The organism is Arcicella sp. GW458-12-2-14-TSB2, assembly GCF_059423785.1.
On record NZ_JBWKYN010000063.1, the window covers coordinates 1 to 21,560 of the forward strand.

The following is a 21,560-nucleotide window of genomic DNA, read 5'->3' on the forward strand; positions in this document are numbered from 1 at the left end:
GTTGATTATCAATGCTATTAACATTTGTTGTTTAGATTAATTACGATCATATTTTTTATTTCTATCTGCATTTTAAAATAAAAAGTCCACCGATATAACTCGGCAGACTTTCAAATTATTTTTTCAATATCCTTTCCCCGATATAATCATTCGTTAATTTTGAATACAAATGTAGTACTTATTTGGAAGTACTATACTAAACCTATAGATATTATTTTAACTTGACTTTGCAGAATTTTATAATGCCAAAATAATTAAGGCAAATCAGCATAACACAAATCACAGAGGAAAAGGCGATGGCATAGGATCAGAAACTAAGGATATAGCTTTGGCAATCTCTAAGTAGCAGGAGTGGAGTGGCTATTGAGTAGAGGAAATAGAAGTAGGCGAAAAAGTAAATATACTATTTAACATAAGATAAATTATAATACAAAAAACAATCCTTAAGATTGATTCAAATTTCAAGAGTACTATTTTCTTCATGACAATAGCAAAATAGTACTCTTGAAAAACGTTATTTATTCGAACACAATCACAAAGCCATCATTTCCTTTTAAGATAACATGTAATTTGCCATCAGAAGGAATTGTTATATTGCTTTGCTCAAAAGAAGGCTCATTAGCTACCTCATTTTTACCTGTTTTGATTAATTTGCCTTTCTTATTTTTGAAAGAACTTAAATCTAAACTAAGAGGCTTCTCTGTATTTTCTCCATTAATACCTGCTACATACCATTTTCCAGCAGATTCTCTTGCTACAACATACAATTTACCGGGATAGCCATCAATAAATTTAACATTATCCCAAGTATCTGGCAAATTTCTCAAAAAGTCTTTTACATACTCAGGTATGTGTTTCATGCCTTCTGGTCGTTCAGCATAATGTTGTATTCCCGACAAGAAAACTACTGAAGTTGCCAATTCAAAAGCTGATGTGGTTACACGTTTTATACGAGGTATTTTGTATAAGTTCATGGGTGTAAAGTCCATCGGGTCGAAAGCATTACGAACCATCGCAATCATTACCGAATGTTCTGGAGCTTTATTGGCAGCGTACTGCGAAAAAGTTATCATTTCATAGCCATCAACAGCCTCGGTAGTCATGAGATTAGGGTAAGTACGGTGTAAACCTCGGGGCAAAGTAGCTCCATGAAAGTTTACTAATAAATGATAGGTAGCGGCATCTTCTAATATATCCTGATAATAGTTAATCATAGATTGACCATCACCAGCAAAAAAATCTATTTTAACCCCTTTTATCCCCATTTTTTGGATTCTACTAAATTCTTCTACGCGGCTCTCGTGAGTAAGTAATTTATCTCTTGGGGTAAATTTTACTGTATTCCAACTACCAGCCGAATTATACCAAAGAAGTAGTCCTACATTTTTTGTTTTGCCATAGTCTGCCAATACTTTTACAGAATCATATCCTATAGTGGCATCCCAATTGGCATCTATTAGACAGTACTGCCATTTCATATCGGCCGCAAAATCTATGTATTTTTTCTGTGCCTTATAAACAGTAGAATCGTCTTTGTCTAAAATCCAACTCCATGATGATTTACCAGGTTTGATAAAATTAGCATCCATTTTTTTAGCAGGCAATGCTAAATCTGTGCCTAAAGTTGACTCTGAGATGGTTTTTAAACTTCCTATTACGATGATTCGCCAAGGGGTTTTCCAAGGTAATGCAGATTCAGGGTTTAATGTTGCAGTGCCATTCGTGAATACTTCGGGACTTTGTGGAAAGTTTATTTTGTATTCGCTATCTGGCGACTTTTGTTGTAAAGCCGTACCGCAGTAGGTTCTGTCTAACGCTGCTTCAGTTATCAATAACCACGTATTGTTTGTTTTGAACAAAGCTGGATATATCCATCCATTAGGCCCAGGAGATGATTTACCTGTAGGTATATCTATTTCATAATGTGCTTCGTAAGAAGGATTGGTATGTTCAAAACCTGTTTGGGCTTCTGTTTTGGGTTGTAACCAAGCTCTTGAACCTTCATTAAAATGGAAACTAGTCGCTTCGGCAACAATCTTTTTAATATCAGTAGATTTTTCAGGAAATTCATAACGAAAAGCCACACCGTCATTTGATACTCTAAATATAATATTCATCTTTTTCCCCGATGCCGTTTTTGTTTCCCATACTTTTTCAGTGGCTATATACGTAATATGGCTTTTTTTAGCTGTAGTTATAGCATAACTATCTTTCACTGCTTTAAGAGCAGACGATTTTATCAATTGCAGATTTTTTGAGAAATCTTCATCTTCACGTATTACTCCTAATTTTGAATTACGGAGTACAGTTTCTCCCTTGTATTGGATACTATAAGATGCTTGTTCCACATCGCAAGTTACTACAATGTTCTTATCAGGGCTTGCCACTTGAGTACTGGTATTTTGAGCATTACTGGTTAAATAAAATAAGCTCAAAAAAATTAAAAAAAATATTTTGTGTTTCATTTTTAATAGATTGATGAGTAAACTATCCTTGTTGATTAGGAATGATTTACACAATTATCAATATCCAATATTCATTTTATTTATTGGATATTGATAATTTAAAATTTACTTAAATAATAATTGTGAAAATTGGAAAATATCATGTCGCCAAACAGGCCAAGTATGTCCACCTGCATATTCACTGTATTTGTATTTGATACCCATTTCATCAAATTTGCCCAACATTATTTTACAATTATTGTAGGCTATATCTTCTTTCCCTCCCATCGAAACCCACAATTCTTTAAGGTTAGTATTGATTGTAGTCGCATTATTTTTCATAAAATCATACTGAGGGTCTGTTAGTTTAGGATTATTTGCCCACCATCCAGAGCTGAATACGCCCAAGTACGAAAACATATTGGTATTCTTGATGCCTGCATAAAGTGTTTGTAAACCTCCCATCGAAAGACCCGCCAAAGCTCTATGTTGTGCATCGGTTTCTACTTTGAAATTACTTTCTACAAAAGGAATAGCTCCATTCTTCAATTCATTTTCAAAAGCACGTAATTGTGTTTCTCCAAAATTGGCTATGCCACCTTGCCCACCAACATTGCCGTCGAGCATGGCAATTACCATTGGTTTGGCCTTTTGTTCAGCAATTAAGTTATCCAATATTAAGTCTGTACGTCCTTGTGTAGCCCATCCACGTTGGTCTTCGCCACCACCATGTAATAGGTATAAAACTGGATATTTTTCAGTTGATTTGTCATATCCTGGTGGAGTGTAAACATACATTTCACGCCAAGAGTTACTGGCTTTCGAGAAATACTTTTTGATACGAATATCGCCATGAGGTACGTCTTTCAAAGCATAAAAACCTCCTTCTTTATACGGAATTTCAATGCCACTTGCTTGGCGACTCATCCCGTAAAACGTTTCGCTAGCAGGGTCGACAAGGGACACGCCATCTATCACTAATGAATAATAATGAAATCCACGACTAATAGAATCGGTTGTAACATGCCAAACTCCGCTGGTATCTTTTACCATATCGTATTTTTTACCTAAATCAATTTGTACTTTTTGGGCATTTGGTGCTTTTACCTTGAAAACTACACGATTGTCGGGAAGAATCTGAGGATACTGACCATTGCGAATATTCGTGCTGGCAGGAGTACCTAAAATAGTATATTTATTAAAAGATGAAACATCAACAGGCTTGAACAAAAATTGTGAATACATGTATAACCCATTTTTCCAAACTTTGAAATCATGTACACCGGGTTCGAGGTAGTAAATATGTGGTACATCGTTTTGGTATAGATAATCGTGTGTACGTTTGCTAAAAGAAAGCAATCCGTCGTTATCACCACACGAAATCCAAAGGAGTTTAAGTTTCTTTTTGGCCTCTTCAGGATTCGGAACTAATTCTTGTGGAACTTTGGTATTGGGTGCAGACGAAAAACCTCCAACCCATGCAAATTTGTCTAAATTTCCTAAACCAAAATTAAGTGATTGCCCACCACCCATCGAAAGCCCAGCAATTGCACGGTTTTCTCTGTCTGTTAAAGTCGGATAGCTTTTTTCAACAAAAGGAATCAAGTCGTTCAATAAATCTTTTTCAAAAGTAGCAAAAGCCTGTACTTTATCAGGAGCCATAATATTGCCAACGGCACGGTCGTCTTTCATCGCACGGCCATTAGGCATTACCACAATCATCGGTTGTATTTTTCCTTCAGCATATAGGTTATCTAAAATTACCTGAGGTTTACCACCGTTGAGCCACTCTTTTTCATCGCCACCAATACCATGTAAAAGGTATAATACAGGATATTTCGTTTTTTTATTAAAACCAGGCGGCGTATATACTAAGGCTTTTCGAGTAGTACCTACGGTTTTAGATTCATATTTTATGGTATCTAATTTGCCCGTAGCAATTCCCGTTCTTACTTGGTCAAAGCCTTTTGGACCTTCTTTTTCTATTTTCTGTGCATAAACCATAAGGTTCATTAGAAAAAATATAGAAAAACTTACTATTGTTTTTTTCATATTTGTATTATTAAAAGCTTAATTATGTTGTTGTTTTAGACTAAATATGTAATTTCTACTTAGGCGAATGAATGATACTTTTATTTAAAGAGTTGTGGTAAAGAGTTGGCTAAAAATAATTTACAATTCATCCAAGTATGTCCGCCCGATACGATAAGTGGCTCTATTTTGATTTTTTTTTCTTGAAACATAGCGATATTCTGCTTTACACTTTCATATAAAAAGTCTTCAGTTCCAACGCTAATTGTAAATAATTTTAATTGCTTATTTATTTTTGTAGCATCTGGATTCCAGTCAGTAAAATTCATTTTAAATTCCTCTGTTGCGGTATATGGTGCATAAGAACACACATAAGCGAACTTATCCGTATTAGTAAGCCCAATATTAAGGGTTTGTCCCCCTCCTACTGAAAAGCCTGCTACTGCCCGATTTTTACTATCCGTTAGTACGGAATAATTGTTCTCTATATATGGAATGATGTCATTGATAACATCTTTGGTAAAGTCTGGCATTGGGGCCGGTCTGACGTTGCCATAGGGCATCACAATAATCATAGGTTTAGCTTTTCCCGCTGCTATGAGGTTATCGGCGATAAGGTTTGCACGCCCCACTTTTGTCCATGTTTCTTCTGTATCAGAACCACCATGTATCAAGTATAAAACTGGATACTTATTGCTAGAAAAAGCGTCATAGCCCGGAGGAGTATATACAAGCAATTGTCGAGTAATCCCTAAGGTTGAAGATTGATAATAACAATAATTAATTTTTCCATGAGGTACATTTTGAAGGGAATGAACAAGAGGTTTCTCTCCTTTAATATCTACGATACTACGCTTGAATCTTTCGTTGGCAAAGATATAAGTATTGTTAGGGTCTGCAATTTGTACACTATCTACAAAAAAACTATATGGATATATATCTGGTTTAATAGCGGGTACAGTCACACTCCAAACTCCCGAAGTATCCTTTTTTAATGCAACAGGGTTGGCTAAAAACTCACCAACAAGTGTGACTTTCTGTGCGACTTTAGAAAAATACCTAAAAGTAACACTATTATCAGCATGTACATCTGGTGAACTAATTGACGGTGGTCGTTGTGCTAAAACCGTAACAGTAGATAACAACAAGACTAGAATGAGGTAATTTATTCGTTTCATGGGTTTGACTCTTTTGAATACTTTAGATGATTGCTTTTGAGTTATTCTATACTTTTGAGATACTACTTTTTTTGTTATTTGAACAATAGTGGTAGCGTTTCATTAAGATATTTCTTCACATTCATCCAAGTATGACCGCCATCGCTGATATATTTTTTGTAGTTGATATTTTTAGTAGATAAATAGTCCATAAACTCTACAGCTCCCTTGTACAAAAAGTCTTCGTTACCAACACTTGTCCATAGTAATTTTAATTGCTTGTTAGTATTTGGCGCATTACTCGTTATATGCCCGAAACTTTTATCCATTTCTGCTGGCGAAAGGTATGAGCTATAGCTACAGACCCAAGCGAAGATATTCATATTGTTAAATGCTGTTCTCAAGGTTTGTCCTCCCCCACGAGAAAACCCACCAATAGCACGACTCTCACGGTTATTTTCAATATGATAATTATGCTCGATATAAGGTAATATGTTTTTTATCAAATCATTTTCAAAGTCTTTGGCACGTTTAACCGCATCAGCATCATCACGTACTATAGGGTCAGCTGGTTTTTGACCACCCAATTGTTCAGTCAGTCTGGCAGCGATATTCCCATAAGGCATTACAATTATCATTGGTTTTACCTTACCTTCGGCTATCAAATTATCCATGATGAAGTTTACTTTTCCTACTTTAAAAAAAGTTTCTTCGGTATCTGTAGTTCCACTAATGAGGTAATACACAGGGTACTTAACCTTGGAATTTTTAGCATATCCGGGTGGAGTATAAACTACTAACGAACCTGTCGTCCCTGAAATCGAAGGATAATAATCGTAACTGATAGTGCCATGTGGCACATCTTTGATAGCGTATATCGAAGGAGGAGTACTTGGTATTTCTACAAGACTAGCCTTAAATCGTTCATTAGGAAAAAATGCGACATTGGCAGGATCCATCACTGTAACACCGTCAACTTGGAAACTATAAGGATAAATATCTGGATTAACAGGACCAACAGTCACACTCCAAATTCCCTGAGCATCTTTAGTCATAGATATAGGAGATTTTTCAAACTGCGCATTCAATTTTACCTCTTTTGCTAAAAGAGACTGATAACGAAACGTGACGGTTTTATCAAGATTCACTTGTGGAGAAACTACCAAAGGCCCACGTGGTGGTTGACCAAAAACGTTGCAATAGTTAATCATTAAGCCAATAAGAAAAAAAAGTAATATCCTATTTTTCATTGTCTGGAATTTTAATTGTTTACTCAAATGTTTTAAATGGTACTCTACTTAATACCTCGCACTACTTTGTGAAAGATATCCCGACCCAATGTATTTTTCCTGTTTTCTTTTTGTGTTTTTAGCAATACTATTTTTTTCATTCTGCTGCACAAATGACAGTAGTTTATTATTAATCTGAGAAACTAAGTATGTCGTCAAAATCTTTAGCATATACACTAACAGGTTGTTATTCACATGTTTTTATCTTTGTATTTAACCCTAAGCATACCTACGATATACAAGTCTTAAAAAATGCGGAAAGAAGTATTCTCTTCCATAAATATTACTTATTATCTACTCAACCATCAAATTTTCATTTTTACAAAATTAGAAACTAAAAATTCGATGGTTGAAAATTATGATTTACAAGAAAAGTCTAGCAAAATGATTAATCCTATTGACATCCTGGATATGGGCTATCTGGGTAATTAGCACAATTCCCAGAGTTATTACGAATTAAATTCAGAAGAGTTGCATCACAAAAAGAAGCAAATCCATATAATGGTAGATATAATCCGATTTCTCCTTCGGTATCAGAATCATAATATGCGTTAGTATTCCAAGATGTACTAAAACTTGCTACTACCGTGTGGCTTGGGACTAAAGAAAGATTCCATCTATAAACTTTAAAACCGTAATTTGCACTATCTTCATGATCAAAAGTTAAAGTACCAATCGGGAGACTATATGATGATAAATTCATGTTTTTTTGTACAGCCACATAAACAATTAAATTATTTATTGGGGAAGAATAGTTAGTATTTCGCAACTGAACAAAAGAAGTTCTATTACCTTGATTACAACAAACTTGCCAGTTTACACCATAAAACCTATAATCCAATCCATTAAATTGCCCCCCTACTTGCAAACGAGCATTTTTATCATTTGGCAAAAAGTTATATTTACCTTCTCTTTTTATCTTACTGATAATATCAGAATTTTTTAAAGTTGGATTGTCATTATCAAGAATAATTTTATTGTCTTGGCAGCTTATCATAGCTCCCCAAAAAGCAAGAGTAATAAGTGATATTATAAGATTTTTTTTCATTATTGTAATTGTTAAAGGTTTGAAGTTTTATTAATTCTTGTAAATTCAGTATATAGATTTTCATGCCGTTGGCAGTGAATGCTTAACCTAGGAGCAGATGAAGAATTTCCCCTACCTTTGCTTTATAAAATGAGATAGCATTATATAAAGCATAAGATTTGCCAACGCAGTGACGTAGTGAGATACTACGGCGAGCAGGGGGCAATGATACTTTGTTTAAAATTAACTTATAACACCATAGAACACTTATTGCAAAAAAAACATGGATAGTTCAACTAAGAGTTGCTACAATTTAAAAGATGAGTCCGACAATAGTTTTCAAATCACTAACTATTAATAAATTCAAGAATAAAAATCGTTAGAATTACCTTTTTCTTTAATCCGACTAACTGTTCATTAAATACATGATGTTAATAGCAATAACGCTTATTGTTATTAACATCAGCATCTAAACACCTCTCTAAAATCAACTTTCAATTTATTTAGGCTTGATAATTTGATACTTTCCGCTCAGGTGCATCAAACTAAACATATACATAAGTCCATCATAATAAGGATCAAAATATCCATCTTCATAAGGTTCTAATTTAGCATTCCAAATCGCTCTCACAAAATCGACTTTGTTTTTCTCATGATTAATAAGCGATGCCGTAGCAGCGGTAGATACCAGTCCAATCGAATGCCTTAATTTTTTTACACTACCTGCTTGCAAAATAAAATCAGGTTTTGAACCATCTAAGTTAAATTGGTCGTCATAGGTATCAATACCTTTTGAACGAAGAAAGTTTTGAAACCTTTTTGCATAATCTTCTTGCCAAGTTTTATCTTTCCCAAACCAACTATAATCCATAGTAATGTTCATAGGTACTCTCCATGAATCATAACGAAAACCAGCAGGCATCCAGCGAGTTGGATGAGGTGCTCCACTAAATTCTGTATAGTCAGAATTTAGTCCTGTTACTGGATGACAAGCTCTGTGTAAAAATACCCGAGACGTATCGGCACATTCTTTATAAAACTGTTCATGACCATCTTTAGCATATAATGCCCATACTTCATAAAATGCAGGCAGGTGATACGATGGGTCTGTCCAGTTATAATTACTACCCTCTGGTACAAAAGTAATTTGCTTATGTTCTGTATTAATCAGATTATAAATATTTCCTGTGCCATCTTTTTTCCACATGGCATCCAATATTCTTCGGGCTTCATTGTAATAATGAATACCCGTATTATTTCCCCATTTGTTGGCAGCAAATAATAAACTAGTCACATAGTATAATTCGCCATCAGAAGCCGAGCCTTCTGAATTTTTTTTCATTGTTTCTGGATTGATACTCCATGCAAAATATCCTTCCCGTGGACCGCTTTGGTGTTGAAGGTATTTTTTTGACCATCTCCAAATTCTATCAAAAACATCTTTTTTATCTAGTTGAACGGCAATCATCATTCCATAAGAAAGCCCTTCAGTTCGCGCGTCATGATTTTTCACATCAGATACATAAGCCATAGAGTCTCCAACAGCAAAATATACCTTGTTAGGCCCTTCAAAAATATCATAGTATGCTTTTGCGACCTTAGCCTCTATCTCGTTTTGACTGTATCCTACTTCCAAAAACAGGTTACGGTATTTTCCTGAAACGATGGATGCTTGGCTATTTCCTCTTTCTGAATTGCTTTTATTTTGCCCTATTACTACAAATGGCTTGACTAAAACTATTGAAAGTGTTAGTATAATGGCTATTTGTATTTTATGGACTATCGCGTTATTTCTCTGGTTTTTCATTTCATTTTATTTATATGATATACGGTTTTAATCAGTGCTGATTAAAACCGTATATCATCAAACTATGTATCTTTACAACATCGCGTTTGTCTAGTTTTCGATAACCCGTTATTCCAAAATGAAGGATTACTACTTAAAATATAATCCCTTCTTTTTCATAGTTATTTAAACAATAACGGAGCTAATTCATGTAAACTTCTACGCCATGTTTGGAACTCATGACCAGTTTTATCTGACACGTAAGAAACAGCGTTGAAACTTGCCTCTTTTAATGCCTCAACCGCTTTTATTACCCCTTCAGGTCTTTCTTTACTGCCACAGCTCAAAAATATGAGTTTCACCTTCGATTTGTCTTTGATGTCAGTTGGTGCATAAGTACCACCACTTAAAAGAGCATAATGCGAAAATACCTCTGGCTTATTCAAGGTAATGGTTTTAGTTTCCATACCACCCATACTCAACCCACCCATAGCACGGTGCGTTTGTTTAGCAATTGTTCTAAAATGAGCATCTACGTATGGAATAAGCTCGTCTACCAAAACCGTTTGAAAAGGCTCTATTTTAAACTCTCTCATTTTCCCAAACTTTACTTCGTTGGTCATACCATAAGTATTTACGATAATGAAAGGCTTAATTTTTCCTTCTGCAATGAGGTTGTCCATAATTAAATTGGCATGACCTTGGTTCATCCAAGCCGTTTCGTCTTCACCCCAGCCATGTTGTAAGTAAAGTACAGGATATTTATCCTTACCTTTTTCATAGCCTGGTGGTGTATATACAAATGCTCTGCGAGAGGTATTGGTGCTTGGAGAAGGAAATAACACTTGCTGTACATGACCATGAGGAACGTTTTTGAGCGCGTAAAAATCTTGGTCATGTGCAGGAATTTCTATACCGCTTTCCCAACGAACAGATCCATAGTAGTTTAAAGCACTTGGGTCATTAAATTTACCTCCATCAATCTTGATATTATAGTAATGAAAACCTTCGTCCATTGGGCCTTCTGTAGTCCCCATCCAACTACCATCACTGGCTTTCTCTAATTTGGTTCCTCCTTTGCCACCCAGACCTAAACTTACACGAACACTATCAGCAGCAGGTGCTATTATTTTAAAACGAGCATAACCTTGCGAGTTTACCATTGGGTATTCTTGTTGTGGCTGATTGAGAGAAGACGGTTTAAAGTCTTCAATAACAGCAGGTTGTTGTGCTTGGGCAAAGGATATAGTACCAGTAACAATCGTGGTAAATATCAGCGATAAAAATGTGCTTTTCATTGTTATTAGGTTAAAATTGAATATTAGTAAATCAATTCGTTAAAATATCAAGCTCAGCATAACCAGAGGCAGCGTTTTCTTGAATATTTTTCAAGGCTTTTAGTTTTATATATCTGGCTTTTATGGCAGCAAATTCTTTTATTTGCCATGTAGGGTTATTTTTAATATTGGCAAATTCGCCTTCGCTTACCAGTTGCCAGTTGGAATTATCGTTTGAAACATAAAATTGATATTGCGAAATTATACTGGCTTCTGCCCACCAATTTTGGTCGGGCAGGTAGCGGAAACCTACCAGGTTTTCCTCTTTACCTAAGTCAATTATTAAGTCGGTTGGTACTTTGTCTTTTTGCCAAGACGTATATTCGTTACCATCTAAAACATGAAGGGCTTTTTTATCCTGTATTCCTACTATCGACCAGTGCTTGCGAGCAATTTCAAATTTTTCTTCGGCTACTTCGCTTTGTAACTTATTTTGTGGGCTAAAGGCTATGGCTTTTACAGTCACTTTTCCCAAACCTGTGTCAATAGCATCAGTATATTTACTTGATTTTGAGGTTGGTATGCTACCATCAAGCGTGTAAAATAATTCTGACTCAGCATCTGTTGGAGTAATATGCACCTCTCCTGCTTGATTACGGGTAATTTGTGGGGGTGTTAAAATAATCGGAGCTTGGTACACTTCGATATTACTAATGAGTGGGCAAGCCTTAGCATCGGTAATATTCAGCCTAATTTGCGTAGCCTTGACGGTGTTAAATCTCAAAATTCGTTTATAGCCAATGGTAGTTTCTTTGGCAATTTGTTGCCAAGTGTCATTTACTTTTGCTTCTAAGGTAAAAGCTTTTACTCTTTGCCCTAGCCAAATAGGCTCTTGAATCAAAAAACGATTGAATGCCGTAGGTTTTGAAAAACTCATCGTCAATGAGGCTTTTGTGATACTATCATCAGTAGCCCAGTAGCTTTCTTTGTTTTGGTCAAAAGCTTTTTGTGGTGCAAACTGGCTACTTTTTCCTCGTACATTCGTAGCTTGGTTTTTTGTATTTATTAAAAGATTTTTACTAAAAGCCTCACGTCTTGCTTGGGCAAAAGCAAGCACATTTTTTTCATCTGTTTCATGTATTAGTCCATTGGGCATTATCGGGAAATTAAGCAAAAGTGTACCATTTCTCCCTACGGAATTATAATAGGTATCCATGAGCTGAGGTAACGTTTTTACCTTTTTATCTTCTTTGGGATGATAAAACCATTCTGGACGGATAGAAGTATTTACCTCGCCTGGCACCCATGCATTTCCGTTTTCTACACCATGGCGTAGCATTTGGTCGGGTACATCGCCAGTGGCGTTGAGCAAACTCCAATTGGTTTCGCCTACATAGCCCGCCTCTGTACCTACCCAGCGTAAATCTGCACGGTCGCCACCATCATTCCAAATCACAATGTTGGGTTGTAGCTTTCTTACCAGTTTGTAGGTGTTTTGCCAGTCGTAATAAGTTTTAGCATCAATCTTTCGGGTTTCGTTTGCCCCACCGTAGTAGCCAGAGCCACCATTGGCTCCATCAAACCAAACTTCAAATATTTCGCCATAATTGGTTAGTAACTCTGTGAGTTGGTTACGAAAATAGGTAATGTATTCAGGTTTGCCGTAGTCAGGGTGATTTCTGTCCCAAGGGGAAAGATACACACCAAATTTTAAACCATATTCCCTACAAGCATCTGCCAATTCTTTTACCATATCGCCTTTACCATTTCGCCAAGGGGCATTTTTTACGGAATAATCGGTGTATTTCGATGGCCACAAACAAAAGCCACTATGATGTTTGGCAGTAAAAATTATGCCTTTCATACCCGCCTGCTTGCATATTCTAGCCCACTGACGGCAGTCTAATTTAGTGGGATTAAATATTTTTGGGTCCTCGTTACCTAAACCCCAAGCCATATCCGTATAAGTATTTACCGAAAAATGAATGAAACTATAATATTCCATTTGCTGCCATCGCAACTGATTTTTGGAAGGCACTGGCAAAAGTGGCTCTGGTGCTTTTGTCTGTCCCCAAACCGTAAAGCTAAAAGCCAAAAACAATAGCGTATTAATGTAATTATTTTTCATATTCTTTAAATAGTGGCTGATTATTTATTTAGCCCACTTTTTCCCCTCGAATGTACGACGCCATTTATAATATTCCTCTAATACTTCCAAAGATTTTTCACTGGGAACTGTACCCATTTTGGAACTTTGCGAAAAGTGCATTACCGCATGATTAGTTTTAGTATATTGTTGCCAAAGGGGTAAACCTGCTCCATTAGGGTCACCATATTTGGCAAAGTTAGTCCAATAGCTCATCATAGCATCCGATATATTGGCATCCGTAGCAGTGGCTAATTTACTTTGCGGACTGGTATGCCCAAATACAAAGCCTACGTCGTGTCCATGTGGTGTGCCTTGTCCGTATTGTGGTGAGTTTTCAGGGAAATCAGGATGTTGGTCAAAATAATAATAATACACTTTCGACTTACTGGTATTAGACTGTAAGTTTGCCCAAGCCCAAGTATGCCAGCCAAAAGCGGCATCACGTGCTAAATCTCGGGCAGTTTTAGGCACAGTAGTTTCGTTTACAGGGTATGCTTGAATCAGCTTATCAGCAAACTTTCCATAGCGTTTTTGTACGCCATCAGTATAATCTTTTGGTGTTTTTGGCGGACTAAAACTCAGCCCTTCATCAGAATTATAACCTACTAAAATAGGTGTATGGTTGTATTTACCTTGCTCATAAAGTGTATATTGGTCGTTAGGAATCACGTAGCCATCAATAATAGGCCAACCACCAGGCATACCAAAACCTTGCGGAAGTTTTTCGATGTCTATTTTTCTAAGCTCAGCCAACGAACTTGCCCCTGCTTTTTTCATGTACTCTAAACCACTTTGTTCGGCATCTGCCAGTAATTTTTGATTTTCTCCTGGGTATGTAGTTATCCTTGCTGGGCCAAAAGAACCACCACTCTGTGAAATAGCCCCATGAAACAGTCCTTTAGCCAAGGGCGAAGCACAAAGCATACTTACGGCTATGCCTCCTGCTGATTCTCCAAAAATAGTAACTTTAGATGGGTCGCCCCCAAAAGCTGCAATATTACTTTTAACCCATTGCAAGCCCGCTATCATGTCAAGCAAACCATAATTCCCAGATGTTTTTTGAGGAGTTTCGGCACTTAATTCTGGATGTGCTAAAAAGCCTAATTGACCAACTCGATAAGCAATTGAAACGAACACCACACCTTTTTCTGCCAATTTTTCACCTGAATAAACTCCCTCAGCGGTAGAACCAAAGGCAAAACCACCCCCGTAAATCCATACAATTACAGGTAGTTTTTCTTTGGGGTTTTTAGCTGGACTCCATACATTTAGGTACAAGCAGTCTTCACTTTTACCAGATGGAGGGTTTCCGCCTTGATAGGGAGCAGGGGCAAAATTAGTGGTTGCTTTTATACCTTCCCAATTTGTGGCTGGCTGTGGTGCTTTCCACCTCAACTGTCCTACTGGCGGTTGAGCAAAGGGAATACCACGGAAAACCTGTTGACCGTTTTCAAAAGTCCCTTGCACGAGCCCATTTTGGGTTTTTATGGGACTCCACACTTGGGAAAAAGTAGCAAAATTTATTAGAAACAATGCTGAAATACAGAAAATTAGATATTTTTTCATTGTATTTTTATGTTAAAAACAGTGAACATTACAACCAATTGTTACGTTTCATCCAGTCAAAAAGTGGTTCCATCCAACCTTTGTGACGAAAAATAAATCCGTGGTCACCTTTCGGGAAAATGTGCATTTCTACCTCAACTTTGTTCTTTCGTAAATTTTCAAAGTATGAAATGCTGTTATCCACATCTACCAACTTATCGTCGGCAGCGTGAGTCAAATAGGCTGGCGGTGTATTGGCTTTGATTTGCAGTTCGTTAGAGAAAGCTTCAATGTCAGCATCAGTAGGATTTTTACCAATCAGATTGTCCCGTGAACCGCCATGTGTAAGACCTTCCTTCATACTGATAACAGGGTAAACCAAGATCTGAAAATCGGGTCTTAGGCTAGTGTTATTAGGATTTTCGATATACGATTTTTCGAAATGAGTAGCGGCTGTACTGGCCAAATGTCCACCTGCCGAAAAACCCATAATGCCTATTTTATTTTTATCAATACCATATTTGTCGGCATTTTCTCGGAGAAACTTTATGGCTTGCTGGGCATCCTGTAATGAGCCTATTTTTTTATCTACCATTATGTCATCACTGGGCAACCTATATTTTAGCACAAATGCTGATATTCCCTTGTCTGCTAGTGCTTTGGCAGTACTTATTCCCTCGCCATTGTATACAATTACGCTATAGCCACCCCCTGCTACTATTATCACGGAAGTTCCGTTTGGTTTTTCAGGTTTTATGTATTCCAACGTAGGTACGGTTACATCTTTATACATTCCTTTGTCGCCACCTGTTTCGGTTATATTAGTCACTTTGGCATTGGGAACAGCTCCTTCGTATAAAGGGGTAATCTGTTGAGCATTAGCAATATAGTTGCCTAAAACAAGGATAATCGCAAAGAGTTTATTTTTCATTTTTATAGGAAAAAGTTTTTTAATAATATCTAATCTATTTGTTGATACCTTTTTCAGCTATACTAATTTTGCTTTGAAATTTGATTTTCAACCCTAAAAAAGTCAAAATCTGCATATCCGCCTATATTTTTAGTCGCATAGTTAAATAAGCCAAAACGATACCCCATAAAATGCGGAATAGTATAAGGCATTTTGATAGACCTGCCAATAGGTTGCCAAACTTTCCCATCAAGGCTGTAAAAGAAATAACCTGTATCGGCTCGATTTTTAAAATCACATTCAGCTTTTAAAAAGATTGTATTTTGCTTTAGGGATACTTTTTGTACCTCAACAGGTTTTCCAGATGATGCATCATACATTATGATTGATTTTTCCCCATTCTCTATGCTTACACCTACCAAACCAAAGTTTTTTTGCAGTAGACTCAATCCAGCGAAGTCTCCTTCTTTCATTTTTGAAATATCTAAAGAGGTAATTCCCGAACAAACTGGCCCGATTGTTCGCTGAGTAAGTGTGTTTCTGGCTAAAAGGAAACTGCTATCAATTCTGCCTGTTTTTAATCGTAAAAATCCTTTTCTTTCAGCAACTGACCATAGGCTATTATCAGGGTTATGATTCCACTGCCATACTAAAGGTAATGCTGAATCTCCTTTTTTGCGGGTAAATTCATCAGAAGCGACAATACCTGGGATTAAGCTTCCATTGGCTGGAAGGTCTAATTTTTCGGGAACTTTACCATTTTCGCCCAATACTGGCCAACCATCTTCCCATTTTACAGGTACTAAATAGGGAATCCGACCAACTCCACCAAAATCACGAAATAGGTACGAATACCATTTCCCGTCTGGGGTATCAATCAGTCCACCTTGAGCAACGCCCAAATCTTGTAATCCTACTTTCCCTTCCCAAGGCCCCGTAATTTTATCAGCTCGGTGAATTACTACAGTACGCATACCGCCACGTGGCCAGCTAATATTGAATAAGTAATATTTGCCGTTTACTTTAAAGAGCTGAGAACCTTCTGCGGGTAAACCACCGTTAGTTCCTGATGGTGTACTGGCATTTTCGATAATTACTTGTTCAGTACTACCTTCTTTAACGCCAGAAGCATCAGCATTGAGTTCTACTAATTTGAGCTTACCACTACCATAAATCAAATATGTACGACCATCATCATCAAAAAACAAAGTATGGTCATGATAAGAAGGCCTGAAAGAAATAGCTTTCCAAGGACCTTTTTCAATGTTTTTAGTGGTATAAATATGTGTTTTGCCTGTGGTTTGTGCAAAAGTAGTCAGATAATAAGTTCCATTATGCAGTCGTAAGCTACTTGCCCATGAGCCTCTGCCATAGGTACTTTTGCCATTGGTTAAATTCAGTTCGTTAATGCTAGCAAGCGTATCGTAAGCATAGCCAACCATCTCCCAATTGACTAAATCTTTTGATTTCATAATAGGCACCCCCGGACTCATATGCATGGTTGTACTACTCATATAATACGTATTCCCCACACGAATCATTGCCATATCAGGTACATCTGCAAAGATGATAGGATTTTGTGCCTGTTTTACTTGTGCAAATACTTTTTGACTAAATATTAATATAGTCAGAAATAAAAATCTTTTTATCATTTTGTTTAATACTTAAACTGTTAATGAGTACTTGTCTCTCAAGTTTTTGGAAACAACATAATCCCACGTTATTATTTACTTAAACATACTGTCGTTACCTGTGTATTTCAGGTATTTAAAAGAGGCAGTATTATTGCTATCTTCTCCAGACGAGGTTGCATACATCCCATAAATACATCCAATAAAACCGCCTGCTGTTTTTGTACTCAAGTATTTCCCATCTACTTTATCTTTGATAAGAGTCCAATTCTCTTTATCAATAGCGTAATAAAAGCTGTACTTATCTCCTTCCGAACTGATACGCAGTTTTACCGCTGCTTGTTTAGGGTTAATAGGTACTTCGGCCAATAAAGTCATGGTTTTATCTTTTGTATTACTTTGAAAAAGTTGTAATACATTCTTCCCTTCTACAATTGATTTACCTAAAAAATAAAAGTGCGTTTCATTCTGAAAAATCACTAACCCTGCTTTTTCATTTTCCTTTGTTGCAGAAAATGTCAAGGCTGTTTCGGCTGTGCTGTAAAGGTGTTGCTGGCGTTTTCCGATAAAAGATGGATTGGCAAAATCCATTACTGTTGCTGCTTTTAGCTTTAGTGTTAAACCTTTTTTAGGGGAAATTGCAAAAGAACTAGAGTCAATTGTTCGCATGAACAAAAATGATGGGTCTAGTTTTTTGTCGAAATTGAATGTATAAGCAAAATTGCCCGATTGTGGCAATGCTCCTTTTTGTTTTTCCTCCTTAAAATCAGTGGTATAGCTGTATTTGATTTCCTTGCTATCAGGATTGATGATTGGCCATTCATCTTTCCATGCTACTGGAGCAATAAATGTTTCCCGTCCTGTATTATAATAATCTCCTTCATAAGGACGAACAGCTAGAAAAATAGCATAAGTCTTGCCATCTGGTCCATCGACAAACTGCGCATGACCAGCTGAAGTAATAGGGTCTTTGCGGTTTTCAGGTAAATCTCTTTGTGTTAAAATAGGATTATTTTCATAAGGGATGTATGGTCCCCCAACAGATTTACTTCTTAATATGACCTCTGAGTGATTGACAGAAGTACCACCTTCAGCGGCATACAAGTAATACCAACCAAAACGTTTCATAATATGTGGGCCTTCAATCCATACAGGTTTTTTGCTGAGGTCTACTCCTCCGTTTACTAACTGTTGTTCTTCCCCTGTAACTTTTAGGTTTTTATAGTCAAATTCATACATACGAATAGTGCGATGTCCTGAATAAAGGGGTTTGTAATTAGGCGCGTCACTATTATAAACGATATAGGCTTTGTCGGTTTCTTCATCAAAGTAAAGCGATGGGTCAATACCTTTTACCTCCGGCAGTTTTACAGGATTACTCCACGGACCAGCGGGATTATTGGCAGTTACCACAAAATTTCCGTCGTGGTCAATATCAGTACAAGTCACATAAAAAATGCCTTTATAGTAATTAATAGCAGGCGCAAATAGTCCACGAGTCATGCGCTCTCCCATAAAATCCATTTGCGATGGGCGGTCAATTACATTACCAATTTGTTTCCAATTTTTAAGGTCACGACTGTGCATAACTGGAATGCCAGGGAAATACGAAAAGGTAGAATTGATAAGATAATAGTCTTTCCCTACTTGTACAATACTTGGGTCAGGGTAAAAACCCGTCATGATAGGGTTTACTAACGTTGTTTTTTGTGCGTTTGTGATATTGATTGTGATCAAATATGTCAGTACTAAAACGAATATTTTTATTTTCATGATAATAAAATTTCAAAGATTTATTTTGTTGAAAAAGTATAGATTTTACCCTTTTGTGTTGGTATATCAAAAAGCACTGTTTCCTTCAATTCAAGAGGCTTAATGTTTGATTTTTCAGAAATAATTGGACTTGGAATTTCTTCTAATTGATAAAATGGATTAGGGTTTTTTCCCAAAGCTTTACTCAAAGTAGCTCCTGTGCTTGATTTTAATTGATTAGGCAATCTCAAACGAAGGTTTCCTCCTAAAGTAGATTTTATTACTACTTTAGTAAGTTTGGCATCTTTCCATTGCATTTCTACTACTTCAAATCCCCCTTTAGCACGAAGTCCTCGAATAGAACCTTCCGTCCAAACGTCTGGAAGAGCAGGCAATAAATGTAGCGCATCGTCTGCACTTTGCATGAGCATTTCCGTAATTCCCGAAGTACAGCCAAAATTACCATCAATCTGAAATGGGGGATGAGCATCAAATAAATTGTTGTAAGTACCCCCACCTTCGGCATTTACGCCCAATGGTGTAAGCTGGTTTTTAATTAATTGATAGGCATGATTTCCATCTTGCATTTTTGCCCACCAATTTACTTTCCAGCCCATACTCCAACCTGTGGAAACATCACTACGCTGAATAAGGGTATTTTTTGCTGCTGCAAATAGTTCAGGTGTTCTGTAGGCCGATATTTGGTTAGAAGGAAACAAACCGTATAAATGTGAAATATGACGATGGTGGTCATTAGGCTCATCTACATCATCGAGCCATTCTTGTAATTGATTATGCTTACCGATGTGCATTGGGGCTAATTTACTACGCATTTGCTTAAGGGTATCCACAAAGGCATGGTCTTTACTAAGGGCTTCGGCGGCTCTTATGGTTGTACTGAATACATCATAAACAATTTGATTATCCATAGTTGTCCCCGCATCTAAAGAAGACCCCTCATGCGCTCCTGGTGCATTCTCGGGTGAGTTAGCTGGTGATACCACAAGCCAATGGTATTTAGGATGTTCTACTAAAAAATCAACGTAAAATGTTGCTGCCCCTTTCAGTATTGGATATATTGATGCTAAATATTTTTTATCTCCATTGTATAAATAATGTTCCCAAAGGTGCTGACTTAGCCAACCACCTCCTGCATTCCAAACACCCCAAAATGCGCCATCTACTGCACCATTAGTGCGCCAAATATCTGTGTTATGATGTGCCATCCATCCACGAGCACCATACATAACTTTTGCTGTTTCTTTGCCTGTCTCCGATAATTCTCTTATCAGTTTGATTAAAGGCTCGTGCAATTCAGAAAGGTTGGTTTTCTCAGCAGGCCAGTAATTCATCTCAGTATTGATGTTGATGGTATATTTACTGTCCCATGCTGGACGAAGTTTATTATTCCAAATACCTTGTAAGTTGGCTGGTTGTCCGCTTGGTTGTGAAGAGGAAATCAATAAATACCTTCCATACTGATAATATAGTGTAACAAAATGAGGGTCATAAGCCTTACTGAATTTTTTCAAGCGTTCATCTGTAGGCAATTTTACGGCATCTGTTGTCCCCAAATCCAGTTTTACTCTATTAAAATATTTTTGATAGGCAGCTATATGGCCATTTACAATGGCATCATAAGGTTTTGATAAAGCTTTATTCAAATATTCCGAAGCTCTTTTATTTTCGTCGGCACTTATATCATCATACTTGTTAAAATTGGTAGCTATCGAAATAAAAATCGTTGCCACATTTGCATCTTTCACCGATATAGAACTATCGGTAGTGGTCATACTTCCTCCTTCAATGTTGAATTTTGTTATTCCTTTAAGTCTAACCAAACCTTTTACGCCTTCATGGTCGGAGGTAGTGGCTGATAAAGTAAGTTCTTTGGTTGGAGTCGTGGCTATTGATTTTTTAGTATGTGGTGTAGAATATGTGGCTGTAAAAGAAATACTATTCGCTTTGTTGGCTGTAAGTCTCAATACAATTACTCTATCAGGAAAAGAAGCCAAGGCTTCACGAGTATATGTAACATCTCCGACCGAATAACTAGTTGTAGCAATTGCTTTCTCAATATCTAAGGCTCGATGATAATTTGTATATTTTTGGTGTCCCTCAAAAGTAAGATGTAAGTTGCCAACAGGCTGAAACATCTGTCCATGCGATTTTTTAGTAATAATTGACTGATTCGTTAATTTTTCAGCTTCTTTGTATTTACCCTCAAAAATCAATTTTCTGATAGCTTGTAATGCTCCTAAAGCGTCGGGGTTATCATTGCGATTGGGACTACCACTCCAGACGGTATGCTCATTAAGCTGTATAGTTTCTTTTTCAACATTCCCATAGACCATTGCTCCTAAAAATCCATTTCCAATAGGCAGTGCATTTTCCCAAGTATTTCCCGCAGGTTGGTTATACCATAGCTTTAATTGCGATTTATTTTGTGAAAAGCAATGCGCGACTGATAAGAGTAAAAGTACTAAGTAAATTTGTTTCATAAATATTGAGCTTGTTTGAGTATTAGCTTTTATTGATTCTACAACCGTATAAATGTGTTCG

Annotated in this window: 13 protein-coding genes; all 13 read right to left on the reverse strand. The window is 36.7% G+C overall.

Translation table 11 applies throughout. From position 1 onward, the window contains the following. Window positions 1-518 precede the first annotated feature (518 nt). Window positions 519-2,465 (reverse strand): glycoside hydrolase family 97 protein, encoded by a 1,947-nt coding sequence (locus AC07XN_RS10950; RefSeq protein ID WP_494743090.1) that lies wholly within the window; start codon window positions 2,463-2,465, stop codon window positions 519-521. A 105-nt stretch (window positions 2,466-2,570) separates the two neighbouring features. After that, on the reverse strand, window positions 2,571-4,496 hold the full coding sequence (locus tag AC07XN_RS10955; protein ID WP_494743091.1) for an alpha/beta hydrolase-fold protein: 1,926 nt from the start codon (window positions 4,494-4,496) through the stop codon (window positions 2,571-2,573). 80 nt (window positions 4,497-4,576) lie between these two features. Continuing rightward, complete coding sequence (locus AC07XN_RS10960) at window positions 4,577-5,653, reverse strand: esterase (RefSeq protein ID WP_494743092.1); 1,077 nt, start codon at window positions 5,651-5,653, stop codon at window positions 4,577-4,579. A gap of 74 nt (window positions 5,654-5,727) precedes the next feature. Then, window positions 5,728-6,882 (reverse strand): alpha/beta hydrolase-fold protein, encoded by a 1,155-nt coding sequence (locus AC07XN_RS10965; protein ID WP_494743093.1) that lies wholly within the window; start codon window positions 6,880-6,882, stop codon window positions 5,728-5,730. Between the two features lie 433 nt (window positions 6,883-7,315). Further along, window positions 7,316-7,969 (reverse strand): hypothetical protein, encoded by a 654-nt coding sequence (locus AC07XN_RS10970; RefSeq protein ID WP_494743094.1) that lies wholly within the window; start codon window positions 7,967-7,969, stop codon window positions 7,316-7,318. A 478-nt stretch (window positions 7,970-8,447) separates the two neighbouring features. Further along, window positions 8,448-9,755, reverse strand: coding sequence for a family 8 glycosyl hydrolase (locus AC07XN_RS10975; RefSeq protein WP_494743095.1), 1,308 nt, complete (start codon window positions 9,753-9,755; stop codon window positions 8,448-8,450). Between the two features lie 161 nt (window positions 9,756-9,916). Beyond that, window positions 9,917-11,032 (reverse strand): alpha/beta hydrolase-fold protein, encoded by a 1,116-nt coding sequence (locus AC07XN_RS10980; protein WP_309918233.1) that lies wholly within the window; start codon window positions 11,030-11,032, stop codon window positions 9,917-9,919. Window positions 11,033-11,063: 31 nt separating this feature from the next. After that, entirely contained in the window at window positions 11,064-13,016 is a 1,953-nt protein-coding gene (locus AC07XN_RS10985; protein WP_494743103.1) for an alpha-L-fucosidase, read from the reverse strand. A 147-nt stretch (window positions 13,017-13,163) separates the two neighbouring features. Continuing rightward, a complete protein-coding gene (locus AC07XN_RS10990; RefSeq protein WP_494743096.1) occupies window positions 13,164-14,726 on the reverse strand; it encodes a carboxylesterase/lipase family protein in 1,563 nt (520 codons plus the stop codon). A 28-nt stretch (window positions 14,727-14,754) separates the two neighbouring features. Beyond that, the gene (locus AC07XN_RS10995) at window positions 14,755-15,636 is read right to left on the reverse strand and encodes an alpha/beta hydrolase (RefSeq protein WP_494743097.1); all 882 of its coding nucleotides are present in this window, start codon (window positions 15,634-15,636) and stop codon (window positions 14,755-14,757) included. A gap of 62 nt (window positions 15,637-15,698) precedes the next feature. After that, window positions 15,699-17,267: a glycoside hydrolase family 43 protein gene (locus tag AC07XN_RS11000; RefSeq protein WP_494743098.1), complete on the reverse strand. Its 1,569-nt coding sequence runs from the start codon at window positions 17,265-17,267 to the stop codon at window positions 15,699-15,701. 75 nt (window positions 17,268-17,342) lie between these two features. Then, window positions 17,343-19,019, reverse strand: coding sequence for a glycoside hydrolase family 43 protein (locus AC07XN_RS11005; protein ID WP_494743099.1), 1,677 nt, complete (start codon window positions 19,017-19,019; stop codon window positions 17,343-17,345). A gap of 20 nt (window positions 19,020-19,039) precedes the next feature. Next, window positions 19,040-21,499, reverse strand: a complete 2,460-nt coding sequence (locus AC07XN_RS11010; protein WP_494743100.1) for a glycoside hydrolase family 95 protein — start codon at window positions 21,497-21,499, stop codon at window positions 19,040-19,042. Window positions 21,500-21,560 lie beyond the last annotated feature (61 nt).